The sequence below is a fragment of the Paenibacillus solanacearum genome (genome assembly GCF_910593845.1).
In the GTDB taxonomy this organism is placed as follows: Bacteria; Bacillota; Bacilli; order Paenibacillales; family NBRC-103111; genus Paenibacillus_G; species Paenibacillus_G solanacearum.
Genome location: NZ_CAJVAS010000018.1, coordinates 13,137 through 27,210, shown reverse-complemented (window position 1 = coordinate 27,210; position 14,074 = coordinate 13,137). Strand labels below are relative to the sequence as shown.

General features: G+C 57.2%; 14 protein-coding genes and 1 riboswitch. Of the genes, 3 read left to right on the top strand and 11 right to left on the bottom strand.

The features are described 5' to 3' along the window. Positions 1 to 78 precede the first annotated feature (78 nt). The 3 genes from KXG62_RS19040 to KXG62_RS19030 are packed head-to-tail and all read right to left on the bottom strand — an operon-like array spanning position 79 to position 2,360. Positions 79 to 432 carry a DoxX family protein gene (locus tag KXG62_RS19040; protein WP_218093592.1) on the bottom strand — a complete coding sequence of 118 codons (354 nt, stop codon included), beginning with the start codon at positions 430 to 432 and terminating at the stop codon, positions 79 to 81. Then, complete coding sequence (locus tag KXG62_RS19035; RefSeq protein WP_218093591.1) at positions 419 to 1,120, bottom strand: hypothetical protein; 702 nt, start codon at positions 1,118 to 1,120, stop codon at positions 419 to 421. Before KXG62_RS19035 ends, KXG62_RS19040 begins: the two co-directional genes overlap by 14 nt. Next, positions 1,089 to 2,360 carry a M48 family metallopeptidase gene (locus tag KXG62_RS19030; RefSeq protein WP_218093590.1) on the bottom strand — a complete coding sequence of 424 codons (1,272 nt, stop codon included), beginning with the start codon at positions 2,358 to 2,360 and terminating at the stop codon, positions 1,089 to 1,091. The genes KXG62_RS19035 and KXG62_RS19030 overlap by 32 nt, the downstream gene beginning before the upstream one ends. Before the next feature lie 194 nt (positions 2,361 to 2,554). On the opposite strand from KXG62_RS19030, the gene KXG62_RS19025 reads away from it, so the two are divergent. Further along, a complete protein-coding gene (locus KXG62_RS19025; RefSeq protein ID WP_246627525.1) occupies positions 2,555 to 3,430 on the top strand; it encodes a M15 family metallopeptidase in 876 nt (291 codons plus the stop codon). Between the two features lie 70 nt (positions 3,431 to 3,500). On the opposite strand, the gene KXG62_RS19020 is transcribed toward KXG62_RS19025, so the two are convergent. Beyond that, positions 3,501 to 5,438: a dihydroorotate dehydrogenase gene (locus KXG62_RS19020; protein WP_218093588.1), complete on the bottom strand. Its 1,938-nt coding sequence runs from the start codon at positions 5,436 to 5,438 to the stop codon at positions 3,501 to 3,503. A 231-nt stretch (positions 5,439 to 5,669) separates the two neighbouring features. Here KXG62_RS19020 and KXG62_RS34125 point away from each other — a divergent pair, with 231 nt between their 5' ends. After that, on the top strand, positions 5,670 to 5,780 hold the full coding sequence (locus tag KXG62_RS34125) for a YjcZ family sporulation protein (protein WP_246627524.1): 111 nt from the start codon (positions 5,670 to 5,672) through the stop codon (positions 5,778 to 5,780). Positions 5,781 to 5,902: 122 nt separating this feature from the next. On the opposite strand, the gene KXG62_RS19015 is transcribed toward KXG62_RS34125, so the two are convergent. The 4 genes from KXG62_RS19015 to KXG62_RS19000 form a co-directional block, all read right to left on the bottom strand. Beyond that, entirely contained in the window at positions 5,903 to 7,834 is a 1,932-nt protein-coding gene (locus tag KXG62_RS19015; RefSeq protein ID WP_218093587.1) for a hypothetical protein, read from the bottom strand. A 408-nt stretch (positions 7,835 to 8,242) separates the two neighbouring features. After that, positions 8,243 to 8,494 (bottom strand): hypothetical protein, encoded by a 252-nt coding sequence (locus KXG62_RS19010; protein WP_218093586.1) that lies wholly within the window; start codon positions 8,492 to 8,494, stop codon positions 8,243 to 8,245. A gap of 254 nt (positions 8,495 to 8,748) precedes the next feature. Further along, entirely contained in the window at positions 8,749 to 9,012 is a 264-nt protein-coding gene (locus KXG62_RS19005; RefSeq protein ID WP_218093585.1) for a DUF7667 family protein, read from the bottom strand. 97 nt (positions 9,013 to 9,109) lie between these two features. Further along, positions 9,110 to 9,301 (bottom strand): hypothetical protein, encoded by a 192-nt coding sequence (locus KXG62_RS19000; protein ID WP_218093584.1) that lies wholly within the window; start codon positions 9,299 to 9,301, stop codon positions 9,110 to 9,112. Between the two features lie 140 nt (positions 9,302 to 9,441). Between KXG62_RS19000 and KXG62_RS18995 the strand changes: the two genes are divergently transcribed. Then, positions 9,442 to 9,612 (top strand): hypothetical protein, encoded by a 171-nt coding sequence (locus KXG62_RS18995; protein ID WP_218093583.1) that lies wholly within the window; start codon positions 9,442 to 9,444, stop codon positions 9,610 to 9,612. A gap of 105 nt (positions 9,613 to 9,717) precedes the next feature. On the opposite strand, the gene KXG62_RS18990 is transcribed toward KXG62_RS18995, so the two are convergent. The 3 genes from KXG62_RS18990 to KXG62_RS18980 all read right to left on the bottom strand — a co-directional run bounded on the left by KXG62_RS18990 (position 9,718) and on the right by KXG62_RS18980 (position 14,049). Further along, a complete protein-coding gene (locus KXG62_RS18990; protein ID WP_218093582.1) occupies positions 9,718 to 11,538 on the bottom strand; it encodes an EAL domain-containing protein in 1,821 nt (606 codons plus the stop codon). Between the two features lie 149 nt (positions 11,539 to 11,687). Beyond that, positions 11,688 to 11,772: riboswitch (cyclic di-GMP riboswitch) on the bottom strand. 123 nt (positions 11,773 to 11,895) lie between these two features. After that, a complete protein-coding gene (locus tag KXG62_RS18985; RefSeq protein WP_218093581.1) occupies positions 11,896 to 12,888 on the bottom strand; it encodes a Gfo/Idh/MocA family protein in 993 nt (330 codons plus the stop codon). 117 nt (positions 12,889 to 13,005) lie between these two features. Further along, complete coding sequence (locus KXG62_RS18980) at positions 13,006 to 14,049, bottom strand: polyamine ABC transporter substrate-binding protein (protein ID WP_218093580.1); 1,044 nt, start codon at positions 14,047 to 14,049, stop codon at positions 13,006 to 13,008. Positions 14,050 to 14,074 lie beyond the last annotated feature (25 nt).

Sequence of the window (14,074 nt, the reverse complement as noted above, 5' to 3'; positions counted from 1 at the left end):
AAGCCGTTATCGTTTTGAGGAGAATTTGCATAAGGGTTCGGGGAAGCAATGCGCCCTCCGGACTCGTCGCCAGGCCATTCAGGCGATGTATACATTGGCGGGAAACATGACGATCAGCAGCAGCGAGAGCCCGCCGGCTGCCCATAGAATGGTGAGGCGCCATAATAACCCTATCGCTCCGGCCCATTCCAGCGCACCGGTGATCGTCACGATCAAGTCCGGATATAGCATGATGGGGGGAACCATACGGATAAGCTCCGTTCGAATGTACGCGAAGTGGACGGAGCCGGTCAGCAGGAATATGGCTGCGAGACCGCCGCGAAGCGCAACGGGCCATGGGTGCAAACGATGGATTCCGGCGTCTCCGGCTGTGAGAATGACAAGCGTGACGGCAACAAGGGTAATACGAAAGCCCTCCTCATGCCCGCTCATGCAGCCAGCGCCATATGCGGCTGACGGTCAGCTCCAGATTGGAGACGCCCTCCATGCTCACATAAGGCGGCTTTCGCCGGAAGTAGTCGGCGTGCTTGCCGATAATCGGCAGCCAGTCTTGACCGGACGGCGCATGCTTGCGCGCGTTCCACCACGGTTGGCCGAACGTTCCGCGTTCGATGCCCCCCCAGCTTCCGAGCAGCGAAGCGGGATCGCGCTTCGAGCGAATGTACAGCGTTCGCTCCCTCAGCGCGGCCGGCACGGGACACTTGGGCGAGCCGATCTGTACGACTCGGAGCAGCGGCTCCTCAACCGTGCCGGCCCGGCTCAGCAGCTCGGCGGCCTGCACCGCGGCAACGCCCCCTCCGCTGTGCCCGATCAGCAGGGCCAGGCCGCCGGCGTACGAAGCGGCTACCTTCTCCGCCGCCAGCCGGCCCCCGATCGGCGCCAGCTTCGCCGGACGCAGCGGATACAAGTCGTTGCGCATCTCGAGCAGTTGATGCAGCAGCTTGCGGCTCCAATCCCCGTAAGGGAACAGCAGCTCCGCATGCGCAACGTCCCGCCCGCTCTCGCGCAGGCGGTCTGCGAGTTCCCTGCCGAAGTCTTCCATGAACGTCGGAGCTGTCGCAACGCCGGCCAGGAAGTACAAGTTTATTTTATTGTCTGCCAGATCGGTACGATTGCGCATCGATAATCCTCTCCATGATGCTGGGATGCGTCGAGCGGAACACCTTGACCAGCAGCGACGGATTCGCGTCGCTCAGCGAGGAAACAGCCAGCTTCTGATACATCGTCACGGCGCTGTCGCTGTTGCCGATCAGCTCGAAGGCATACATGTCCGCCGCATGCTCCGCTTGCCTGGACACCGCATTGGCCGCGGGCAGCGAAACGAACGTAAGCACGGATAAAATCAGCAGCACCAGCGGAAACCCGGCCATGCTGCCGGTATGCGCGATCCCCATGCTTCGCCCCCATCGCCTCTGCACCACTCCGTAAATCCAGCTTCCGATCCACATCAGGAAGAACGAAGAAGCAACCGCCCCTGCCGTGCTCCATTCCAGATGATGCATCACATAGTGCCCCATCTCATGCGCCATGATGAGTAAAATTTCCGGTTCCGTCAACTGGCGCAGCGTCGTATCCCACAGCACGATCCGCAGACTCGACCCGATGCCGTTCACGTAAGCGTTGAGCTCATTCGTTTTTTGCGACATATCCACTTCGTACACCCGATCTGCCGGAATGTCGGCTTTGGCGGCCAAATCCAGTATGTGCCGCTCCAGCTTCGGGTCGGACAGTCTCGTAAACTCGTTGTACAGCGGATCGATCACGACAGGCTGAATATAGGTCATGAACAAGGTAAACGGCACCGACAGCAGCCACAGCTTCACCCACCAGCGGCCTCCTCGGCGAATGAACCAGAAGGCAATCGCCGCCACAAGCATCATAATCAAGTAATTGACCCCGAAGCTGACCGCCTTGTCCCGCAGCCAGCTCCCGATCGTTTGCGTCGACAAGCCATAGCTTCTCGATAGCGAATAGCTGGCAATGCGCAGCGGCAGGAAGGCGATAAATACAGCAAGGTTGATCAGCAGCACATATAGCGGAAACCGCAGCGCCGCCGGACGAATATTCCGCTCCAGCCGTTCCTGCCACCGTCCGGCCAAGCCGGTCAGCAGCAGCACCAGGTAAACCGCCCACTCCCACGGATAGCTGACGAAAAAAATCCAGTTGCGCGCCGCCGTGAGCGTCCGGCTGTGCTGCAGTTGCTCCGCGGATAAGTACGTGGCCGGGTCCGCCGCCGTGCCGCGGTACATGGACGGCACCCCACCGGACGGGAATAAGCACACGTAAAGCGCGATCAAGGCCGCATAGACGGCAAACACGATAAAAAACAGGCGTACAAACTTGCGCTGAGCTTCGGACATACGGCTCGTTCCTCCCGGCTGTTCAGTTGGTATTTCCATTATATTGCTTCTCGTCCCAAATGAGAAATACGCGATTCGCGATTGGAAGACGGCTTTTGCCTAGCTTTCGTAAGTGTGCGTAACTTTCATCTCCTCACCGTCGTCTGTATAATGAGAATAGACAACAACAGGATAGGGATGATACGATGCTCAACTTGAAACAACCATGGAAGCTGGCCGCGGCGGCTGTAGTCAGCGGAGCGCTTTTGCTGGCAGCCGGATGCGGCGGGGCCAAGCCGCCCGAGACGGCCGCTCCTGACCCCAGCAAATCGGCCGCAACAACGCCTGTCACAGGCACGGGTGCGGATAACTCCAAGCCGGGAAGCGATGTTGGAAAAAGCGGCGGAACAGCCTCGCAGACGCCGGCGAGCAAGCCGTCGCAGCCTGCGGAGCCCGCGAACGGTGCGAAAGGCGGCAATACGGCCATTCAGGTTGTCGCCAATCCGGCCGATAACGCGGTGATGGTGAACAAAACGTACAAGCTGCCGGATAACTACAAGCCGGCTGACTTGGTCGAGCCTGACGTTCCTTTTACGTTCAAGGAGCACCTGGAGAAGCGCAAGATGCGCAAGGAAGCGGCCGCCGCACTCGAGAAGCTGTTTGCCGCCGCAAAGAAAGACGGCCTGCCGCTTGCCGGCGTATCCGCCTACCGCTCTCACGAAACGCAAACATCGCTATATAATAACTATGTTAAAAAAGACGGCGAGGAAGCCGCGAACAAATACAGCGCAAAGCCGGGCCACAGCGAGCACGAGACGGGACTGGCCATCGACGTGTCCGGCTCGAACGGCAAATGCGCGGCGACCGATTGCTTCGGCGATACGAAGGAAGCGAAGTGGCTTGATCAGCACGCCCCGGAATACGGCTTCATCATCCGTTACCCGAAAGGCAAAGAGGCGATTACCGGCTACCAGTACGAGCCTTGGCATCTGCGGTACGTCGGCGTAGACATCGCCAAGGACATCGCCAAAAAAGGCGTGACGTTCGAGGAATACATGGGCAGCTCCATTCCGGTGTCCAAACCGAAATGAGCTGAAAAAAACAAAAAAAACAGACTTCGGCAATATCCATAAATGCCGGAGTCTGTTTTTTTTTGTTTGATTATCGGGCACCTGTCCCGCGCCGCATCATGTACGGGTACAGCAGCGCCAAGCCGGCCATGTACAGCGCAAAGGCGAAATACGCCGGCAGCAAGTGGATGAAGTCCGTATAACCGATCTGGTAATGAACGCTGAAGCCGGCGGCAAAGCCCGGCAGGCCCCCAAGCAGAAACGTCCACCACAACCATCGTCGCCCCTCGTTGATACCCCATAGCGCCATGATGAGCAGCGCCAGCGCATCCGAGAACAGCGCCCCGCCGAAGCCGGCGCGATCATGCGCGATCAAGGGAACCAGCCGCTCGTTGATCGCGTCCAGCATCGCGGGCGATGTGCACAAGTACTGCAAATCCTGCGGCACGAAGACGCCGGTCACGCCGACGCCCGCAATGACGACGCCGCCGATGGCCAGGGCGATACCGAGCGAGACGAGCATCAGCTGTCCCCATTGCGCCCGAAGCCAGATGCGGTCGTTGATCCGGCTCGGCCCGTCGCGCGGCGGAGCGTCCGCAGCGGTACGCATCGACAGGACGAACATCGGGAGCAGCACGGCGGCGGCCGCGGCATGCAGCGGGTCAAAGTAGCCGTAGCCCAAATACAGGAAAAAACTGCTGAAGCCGACAAGGCCGGAGGTCATCAGCGCCGTCTTGGCCCAATGCTGCCGCCGGCGCAGTCCGTGCCAGGCCAGCTGGAAGTACAAGATGCCGATCGAGATCATCGTGCCCGCGAGCGTTATCCGGTCATGCGACATAAACCCGAGCAACCGGGCGTTCGCCTCCGCGAGCTCGCCGCGGCTCAGCCCCAGGAAGGCTAAATCATAAGGCAGCACCACATCAGTCGCCGCGATCAGCCAGGCCAGCATGCCGCCGATAACCATGCCGATCCCGAGCAGGCACATCCAGCCCCAACCCGACCAGAACGGCGGAAGCGCCGCCTCCGGCAAGCTTCCCTGCTGAATCCGCCGGCTGATGACGGCTTCGTTGATCCGCTTCGGCAGACCGGGGCCGGCATACACGAGCCCGCTGTGCAGCTGCACATAAGTCGCTCCCGCTTCCAGCAGGTCGATCGCATCCTGCGGATCGTGAACGCCGCCGCTCGCGATGATCGTGAGCCCGCGGCCGCAGAGCCGGCGAAGACGGCCGACCCGCGCCAGGCTCGCCGCGAACGCCGGTTTCCCGACGACCGCGCCCTCTTCGGACCGGATCGCTTCGCCCAAGACGATACCGTCCCACTCGGCCGGACGGACCTGCCCAACGAACGCTTCCATTTGCTGCTCCGTCAGGTCCAGCGGCACATAGAGCAGCAGCGGCTTATCCGGGCCGAGCCGCTCCCGCACCTCCCGGCGCAGCCGGTCCGCCAGCTCCGCGTTCTGTTCTGCGGACCAGGCCTCATCATACGCGTCGATATAAAATCCGCCCGCATACGGAGCCAGCGCTTGCATACTGCCGAGCTGCTGCGCGCAAGCTGCTTCCCGGCTGCTTCCCGGCATGTGCCGGGTTCTAACGAACAGCGGCAGCCGGTGGCCTTGCTTTCTCCCCAGCCGTCGCACCGTTTCTGCAAGCCCTGCGTTCGCATACGGCTCGGGATAGACGATCGCTTCCGCCTCAGGCTCGCGCTGAATGCGCCTCTTCGCCGCGATCGGTTCCGGCGTGACCGGACCGATCTCGATAAAGCCGAAGCCGAACGCCGACATCGCTTTATGCGCTGTCCCGTTCGGATCGAGCGTACCGCCGAGTCCGACCGGGTACGGGATCGCGACTCCGGCCAGCTCGCTTGCCAGCACAGGCCATGCTTCCATATGTCCGAGCGTCCGAATGAGGAAGGGACCACCGGGCAATCGGCTGATCAGCCCCATCGAATGCAGCGTGAAATCCCGGGCGGCTTCGGACGGCAGACGAAACAGTACGGGTCGAAACAACGTTTGATACGACCAATCGGGCACCGTCATCCCCCCTTATCCTTACTATACCAGCTGCCTCGCCGGTTAGCGATACTAGACCCGCGGCCAAACAATACCGCTTGTCCGCTTCTGAAGGGCCGCGGTTTGGAAGTCGGAATCGCCGGTTGTGGGCCGCATTGTGGACTCTGGGCTGTCAAGCGGGATAAACGTCCAGTCCAAACAAACCGTATGACCATATAATGCAGTAGTTCCACTGGAAAGGAGTTGCTAACGATGGGAGTAGGATACGGAAGTTGTGGTATGGGTGGCGTATGGACCAGCACAGCAGCAATATTGGTTCTGTTCATTTTGCTGGTAATCGTTTCCCGTGGCTTAGGCTGGTAATATGTATTCATGAAATAAGGAGGCCGGGCGTTGCCCGAGCCTCCTTTAGTGTTATAACGCGGGCGTCCGCATGGGCTTCAAACCCCGACATGCGGGGCAGGGCACCGGGCGGCCGTTTCTCACTAGGTTTTGTCTATACGATGAATCGCCTGCGGCCCGAGCCGTTCCGCCAGCTGCTGCAAATACAGACTTCTCGGCTGCACAGGCTGCCCTTTGCGATCCCAATAGCCGTTCTGACGCGGCCGCGGATCGTGTCGGTTCGGCAAAAACGGCGGCTCCTCGGTACCCGCGTGCCCGACGGCATAATTTTGAGCAGTCGGCGGCTGCTGCACGGTCAGCTTCCCTTCCGTATTCCACGTTACATAATTGGCTCCGGCCCAGCCGTGTCCGCTGCCCATCCAGCCGCGGTCTCGGATATAGATCGGGGAACGCACATGATCGTACAGCCCGCCGACCGACCACCGGTGATGCGGCTCGCTCGCATTGTAATCGACGCTCGATTCGCAGTCGACAAAAGCATTCGGACCGCACACGCGGGCATCGAATACGAAGGCATGTCTGGCCGATTCCGTTCGGCAGCGCTGCACAAGCGAGAGCTGGCCGGTTACATGGAACGAATAACGTCGCCCGCCCGTAATGATACTGACCATATCCGTGACTGTGCAGTCCTGCACCGTCACCCATTTGGCATGGCGGTCGATGACGACAAGCGCATGCTCCAGGTGGCATCCGGTCACGTCCCGCACCCATGCATGCCGCACATGGTCCAGCACGGCAAAATTGACGGCGTGATTTTCGTCCGCAGCATACGGCTCAACCGCATCCTGCTTTCCGTCCACCTGAGTATTCGTAACGTTCGGATCGTAATCGGAGCTGACACGCAGCCGCTCAATCCCGACATGAGCAATACGGTCCGCATCGTCGTATTTCACGATCGAGCCGCCGCCCCACTTCGCTTCGATAGCGCATGCGATCGGCGCATCCACCGTAATGCGGTCTCCCTCGACGCAAGTGACGACCCGGTCAAACGAGAGATCGAACGGCCCCCACTGCTTCGTCCCGCCGACGTTGGGTCTCGGTACGATCGCATCCATGCCGATGGCGTGAATCCATTGCTCGTTGCCCCGGCGAACGACCATCACCATGTCGCCGGGAACGAACCGCCCGGCATCGGCGACATGGAAAGAACAGGCGCCGGAAGGCACATAGTCGTCGACAATCGCCGAGGCCGTATCCTCGAGCAGCCGCAGCGCGCCGCCGCATACGCGCAGCATATCTCTTCTGCCTTCGCCCCGCGCATGGAGAACCGTACCGTCCTCACCCTGGCCTTCCCCGCGCAGCACAATACCGCTTGCCCGGATCGCAAGCGTTCCTTCCAGCGCATACGTTCCTTGTTTCAGCAGCAGCGCACCGCGGAACCCGTCCGCCGACAAGGGGAGACAGGACAACCGGTCAATCGCCTCCTGGATGCGCGCCGTCTGATCCCCTTCCTCCGGTTCAAGCGTCAGCACCGCCGGCACTTCGGGCAGCGAGGCGCCGCCTCCCCTGTAGCCGCAGTTTGAAAAGTCAAGAATACGGTTTCCTTTATAATCGGGAATGTACGTCATCCGCCCATCCGTATCCAGAAAAGCGATACGGCTCTGCTCCGCCGCCACAAGCGACGGGTCGTATACCGCAAACGAGAAACGATCGAAATACGGCGGCGCCGTGCTGCTCTCTCCCCGGACATGCAGCGCATATACGCCGCACTCCAGACTGCGGCCCTGCGCCCAGTCCATCGTCAGCTCCTCGCCTGCCGCAAGCGTTACTTGCGACAGCTGCGGCGTCGACTGCTCCCCTGCATCCGCTCCCGCTTGCTCCAGCGTCAAAGTCAAGGTCACGCCCTCGGCGGCCTGAACGCGGAGCTGCGGCGCCGCGTCCCCCGGCAGGACGTACGCCGGCTGGCCTATTTGCTGCACGAGCGTCGGGTGCACGAGCGCAACCGTCGCGGCTCTGCGATCGACGCCGCGGCCCTCCGGCTCGGAATGATGCGGCGAATTGCCTGTGCTTTTCATTGCTGGCTTCCTCCTCCACGAATCTGTCTCGAACGAAAGCTCGTGAGCGCTTCATTCGAATGGTTATCCAAACGGACAAAACCCGCTCGCACATACGGCGACCGGGTCCGCAGCATGCAAAAATCGCGCGCGAAGAACGCAAGATTACACGCTTGCATGCGTAAACAAAGGCTGGTGGAATTTAAACATCCCCTGCCGCGAATCATATCAGGCTGTTGAGAGAATACGGACGGCTTGATTGTACATCGCCCTGGGGATCGGCTCCATGGCGTGAATATCCTTTGTTTTGTATATAACTATCTTTTTTGAACGATCTTTTTGATTGAAACAATGGGTTTGATAATTACGGATCTAAGTTCATTTCGGGGAATTGCGAATTTCGGGTTTCATTTCGCTTCCAAACTAGGTTCAAGCGTGCGTGGCGGCACGAATCGTTTTTCTTCGATAGTTTGCATAGTGGGTCTTGCACAGACCTTTGGCTTGCGCTGGAGAATGGCAGCCGGTCATAACGCATTCCGCTTTCTTGCCGCTCCGGTTGATGAGCGAAACGGAAGGATCTTTGTGCCTTAGCCAGCGCTGGTAATGCGTATTGCACAACCCGCGCGACCTGCTCATTCGTCCGCATCCGTCAACGATGCACGGTTTTTCTTTTCCTTGCATGACAATACCCCCTTGTCATTTAACCGATACGAATTGTATCCACGATCTTATAAAAAAAACGCCTCCTTGTCCGACCGGGCCTGCAGCCTCCGTCCCTTTTGCCAGAGATCGTCATACTGAAATCGTTTTCTATCTCTACTATACCTTGTTGTCGACCCGATTTTCAATGGTTGAAACCGCAATAAAGCATAAAAAAATAATAAAATTTCACTATAGAAAAATTTAGTAGTAACCGGTTTTACAATAAATGGAGTCTAAGGCGTTAAATTTTTTAAATCCGTCAACTGAATCGCAAACTCCCGCTCCATCGCATCAATCCTGTTCTTCAGCTCCTGCCCCCATTGTTCATCGCACGCGACCGATGCGGCATAAGCACAGTTATACAGCTCCCCAAGCTTACGGGCAAACAGCGCGTTCGCCTGAAGACATATCAACAGCTCCCGGTGCTCCTCCGTCGTCAGCTCTCTTGCTTGATGATGCGTCCACAGCTCCGCCATTCGATAATGAAAAGGCTGCATCTTGTTCCACGCTCCCGGATCAAAGTGACTACCTTCCCATTGTTGACCGTTTGGCGGCAGGTTAGACACGTGATGGCGAACTTTTCATCCCGGGCCGCTAGTGTATGACTGTAAACTCGCACTCGGCGCGAAGAAACCACCGGCCTCCGATGGTCGCATAGATCGGATTGAACCCTTGCAGCTCGCCGATGAAGCCGAATGCCTCCATCGTTTCATGTCTGACGAATACAGGCGATTGCGCCCATAATGCCGTTTCAAAATCGCCGTCCGTTCTCAAACGCTTCTTCATATCGCTCACCCCGGAATTAGGATGCGGCTTGCCGCCCCTTTTCATCCGCCGTACAAAAAAACGCTGTCTTCCGTTGTCACATTTCTGGCGTCGGCTGCATATAATGTTTTGGTTGAACAAGTTGATTTGGAGGGATTCCGGTGGTTGTTTCAGAGGAGCTTTGCGAGAAAGAAATCGTTATGCACAAGCTATGTGACATGGGTCTGGATCAGATTGCCAATTGGCTCAACGCTTTGCCTGAGGACAAATGGAAGACGATGTTCATGCTTTACTGGCCTACGCTTGTCAAAAAATGCGGCATTGAGGCATAATTGCTGGCCTACATAGCTGCGAGATGGTTGGAGAAAACCCTTGACCCTTCAAGGGTTTTCGCTTTATTCAGGCAGAAGCTGGCGCTGCTGCCGTACCCGGCTTATTTAGTCTTGCGGGGACGGAATCAATACGCTTCTCTTCAATGCCCCGCTCTCGAGAAGCAGCATCTCGAACATCTTGGCCGGGAGCGGCTTGCCGAACAGAAAGCCCTGCACTTCATCGCAGCCGTAACGCCGGAGATATTCATATTGCTCAATCGTCTCTACGCCCTCGGCAATGACGTTAAGCCCCAGGCTTCGGCACAAGGAAATGATCGTATTGGCGATGACCGCATTCGGTATTTGCTGAACGAACCTCCGGTCGATTTTGAGCGCATGTACATCGAACTGCATCAGGTAGTTTAACGAAGAATAGCCCGTTCCGAAATCATCAATCGAAATGTGGATGCCCATGCTGCGCAGCTCGCGCAATTTCACGATGTTCGTATGCTCCGACCGCATCAAGCCGCTTTCCGTAATCTCAATCTCCAGCCATTCCGGGCTCAGACCGGTTTGCCCGATCACCTCTCTGATCATCGTGATGAAATCATCCTGCTGCAGCTGCTTGGACGAGCAGTTGACGGCGACACGCACCGGCGGCAGTCCTTGATCCTGCCACGCCTTATTTTGCCGGCACGCTTCCTTCATAACCCATTTGCCGAGCGGAATAATAAAGCCGGTCTCCTCGGCCAGCGGAATAAAGTCGAGCGGGGATATGGGCCCGCTTTCGGGGTGGTCCCAGCGGATCAGCGCTTCGACGCACTGAATTTTGTTCGTTCCGGTATGATAGCGGGGCTGGTAGTGCAGGACGAATTCGTTCTCCCGGAGCGCCCGGTTGAAATCGCTGACCATCATGAAATTTTTATATATTTTTTCACTCATCTTCGGCTCGTAGAGACCAAAGTCCTTCTTGCCGTTAGATTTCACCTGGCACATCGCAATGTCCGCGTGCTGGATCAAATCCTCCGCCCGGCGCCCGTGATCCGGAAACAGGCTGATTCCGATGCTTGCGCTGATATGAAACAAATGCCCGGCATAATAAAGCGGTTCTTCCATAATGCGCAGCAGCTGCTTGCAAAGCAGCTCAGCCTCTTCGATCCGGTCGATCCGGGACAGCACGGCAAATTCATCCCCGTCCATGCGGGCGAGCACCTTGTTCTGCGGCAGCGCTTCGCGGATTTTGCGGGAAACGACCTGGAGCACACGGTCGCCCATTTCGTGGCCGAACGTATCGTTGATCGGCTTAAACCAGTCCAGTCCCAAGAAAAGGACGCATACGTTGGTTCGCTCCGACTCGGCGGCTGACAGCGCCTGATCCAGCCGTTCTATGAAATAGCGCCGGTTGGGCAGACTCGTTAACGGGTCCATGTAGGCCAGACGTTCCATGCGCAAGCCGGCCTGGTATTTCTCGATAATTTCCCCGAGCAGAAACGACAGCATTTCGACGACTTTCACTTGTTCTTGATCGGGAACGTACACATGCCTGGAAAAAACGGCGAAGGTGCCCAGTACTTGATCCGACGCCGACAAGACCGGCAGCGACCAGCACGACCGGATACCCGAGACGCGCGCTGTTGCACTCCACGACGTGCAGGACGGGTCGGACCACACATCGGAAATGATGACCGTCTGCTTGGACCATGCCGCCGACCCGCACGATCCCATCCCCGGGCCGATCGGCACCATCTCCATGGAGCGGCTGTACACTTCGGGCAAGCTCGGCGCGGCGGCAAGCCGAAGCCTCTCCCCGGTTTTATCCACCAGATGGATGGAGCAAAACTTGTCTGCAAAAATCGTTTCTACAATTCGAATCAGCTTATGTAAAATATCGGATAAAGGCCGTCCTTTTGCCATCATTTCCAATACTTCTTGGTGGCCCTTTATCATGAGTCGGCATCCTCCTGTCGCGTTATTGGATGTTCATCGCTGATGATCCCTGGTCATCGGCCCGCCTCTTGCTATTGCGGTTCCCGCAAAAAACAAAAAAAATCCAGTCCGAATAAAGACTGGATTTGATCATCGCGATCCCTTCCTAATTCGGCAACCCGGCTGTCGTAGCGCCCCCGCTTTAGACCCGTAGCTTTGCGTCCCCACCTTTCGATGGGTTTGCCTTTATCATTAGACATTTCATAAATGAAACGTATTTTTTAGTTATATCGGCCTAGTCGTTGTGATTCCTATGCACCATTCATTATACACTTACATAATTCGGCAGTAAATATAAAAATTTGCGTTTCCTGGGCCTCAATGCATAGCGGAATCCGCGGGGAACCGGAGGCCCATCTGCTTTCTCGCCTCGTCCATGATCTGCATTGCAATCAATGAAACGGCATGAGAGTTCATAGCCGATTCGGCACGGTTTTGCTGCAGCAACCCGATAAATTCCCGCACCTCGTACGTCATGGCGCTGATCTCGTCCGGCGCCGCGATGTTCTCGACGCTGCCGTCTCTGTAACGAATATGCACATGACCCGGATCATTGATTTGATCGATAACCATCGTCCCATCCTCGCCCTGGATTTCGGCAGGCAAATCCGAATTTGAAATTTTCGAATGCATAATGACCGCTTCCATATCCCGGTACTTCAGAATCAAACTTCCTTGGCCGTCCACCCCGGAGTCCAGCAGGATGCCGCCGGCCATGATCTGCTCCGGCTTCCCGAACAGCGCCGCCAGCGGATAGATGCAGTAAACGCCCAGGTCCATCAAGGAGCCGTTGGACAGCTCCGGATTGAACGCGTTCAGCACCGTGCCCTGCTTGTAGGCGTCGTAGCGGGACGAATATTTGCAATAGCTTGCGGCATACCGCCGCACGCGCCCGATCTTCGGCAAATGCTCGCGGACCGCCTGAAACTGCGGAACCGTCGTCGATTTTAACGCCTCCATCAGCACGACCCCGTTGCGCCGGGCCGCTTCGATCATCGCTCGCACTTCGTCCGCGTTGGAAGCAAGCGGCTTCTCGCAGAGCACGTGCTTGCCGCGATTCATGCAGGCAATCGCCTGCCTCGCATGGAATGCGTTCGGGCTCGCGATGTACACCGCGTCCACCTCCGGACTTTCCGCCATCCGTTCCACATCGGTGAAGCAATGCGGAATCGTCCATGCATCGGCGAAGGCGCGCGCCTTCGCCTCCGTGCGTGAATAGACGGCCGTCAGCAGAAAGCCTTCCGTCTTGCGCGCCGCTTCAATGAATTTCTCCGTAATCCAGTTCGTTCCGATAACCCCAAAGCGTATCATTGCAATCCTCCATCTCGATAAGAAAAAACATCTCCTGCCTGGCAGCGGAATACTCTCACTTTACCAAACGAAGAGATGTTTTTCTATTATGAAGTGCGCCCGCAGCGTGTCCGCGTCCTACTTTTTGCCCGCTTTCAGCTCGGTCCACAGGCGGTCGTATGCTTTGGCCTGGTCGCCGGTATCCTTGATCCATTCCGTTTGCTTCAGCTGATCGGCGGTCAGGTTCAGCATCGGGATGCTGCGGAACTCTTTGCTGTGCAGCGTCTGCGCTTTCTCGTTCGGATCGCTGTAGCCGATCGACTCGTAGTTTTTGGCGCTCACTTCCGGCTCGAACATGTAGTTGATGAACTTTTCGGCGAGCGCCTTGTTTTTGGCTCCTTTCGGAATCGCATAATTATCCGCGAAGATCAGCGCGCCTTCCTTCGGGACAACGAAGCCGAGATCGATGTTTTTGCCTTCACTGACGATTTTGGCCGCGTCTCCGGACCATACCGTGCCGATCCATGCTTCCTCGGCGATAAACTTTTGCTTGATGTTGTCGGTATCGAAGGCGAGCACGTTCGGCAGCAAATTTTTCAAATCGGCGACGGCCGTCTGCAGCTGCTTCTCATCCTTCGTGCTGTTGGAAAATCCGTTCTTTTTGAGCCCCATGCCGATGACTTCCTTCTGGTCGTCGAGCAGGATGACTTTGCCTTTATACTGCGGCTTCCACAGATCGGCCCAGCTTTGGATCGGATCTTTGACGAACTTTTTGTTGTATGCGATCCCGGTTACGCCTGACGTGTAGACGAGCGAATATTTGTTGCCGGGGTCGAAAGGCAGATTTTGCATATTGGCGGCGATGTTCTTCGCATTCGGGATATTGTCTTTGTTCAGCTCCTCGAGCAGCCCGAGCTTGATCATGGTCGCTACCATGTAATCGGAAGGCTGGATCAGATCGTACTTCGAGCCTCCGGCTTGCAGCTTCGCCAGCAGCTCTTCGTTGTTCGAAAACGTATCGTAGCGCACCTTGACATTGAATTTCTTCTCAAACTCCTTCAGCACGTCCTCGTCGAAATTGTCGGCCCAGCTGTAAATGCGCAGCTCCTCCTTTAAGGAACAGCCGGAAAATACGGCGAGCGCGAGCAGCAGGCATACGAGCAAGCTTGCGTAACGTTTCATCGACTTGAAAACCCCTTTCGTGGAC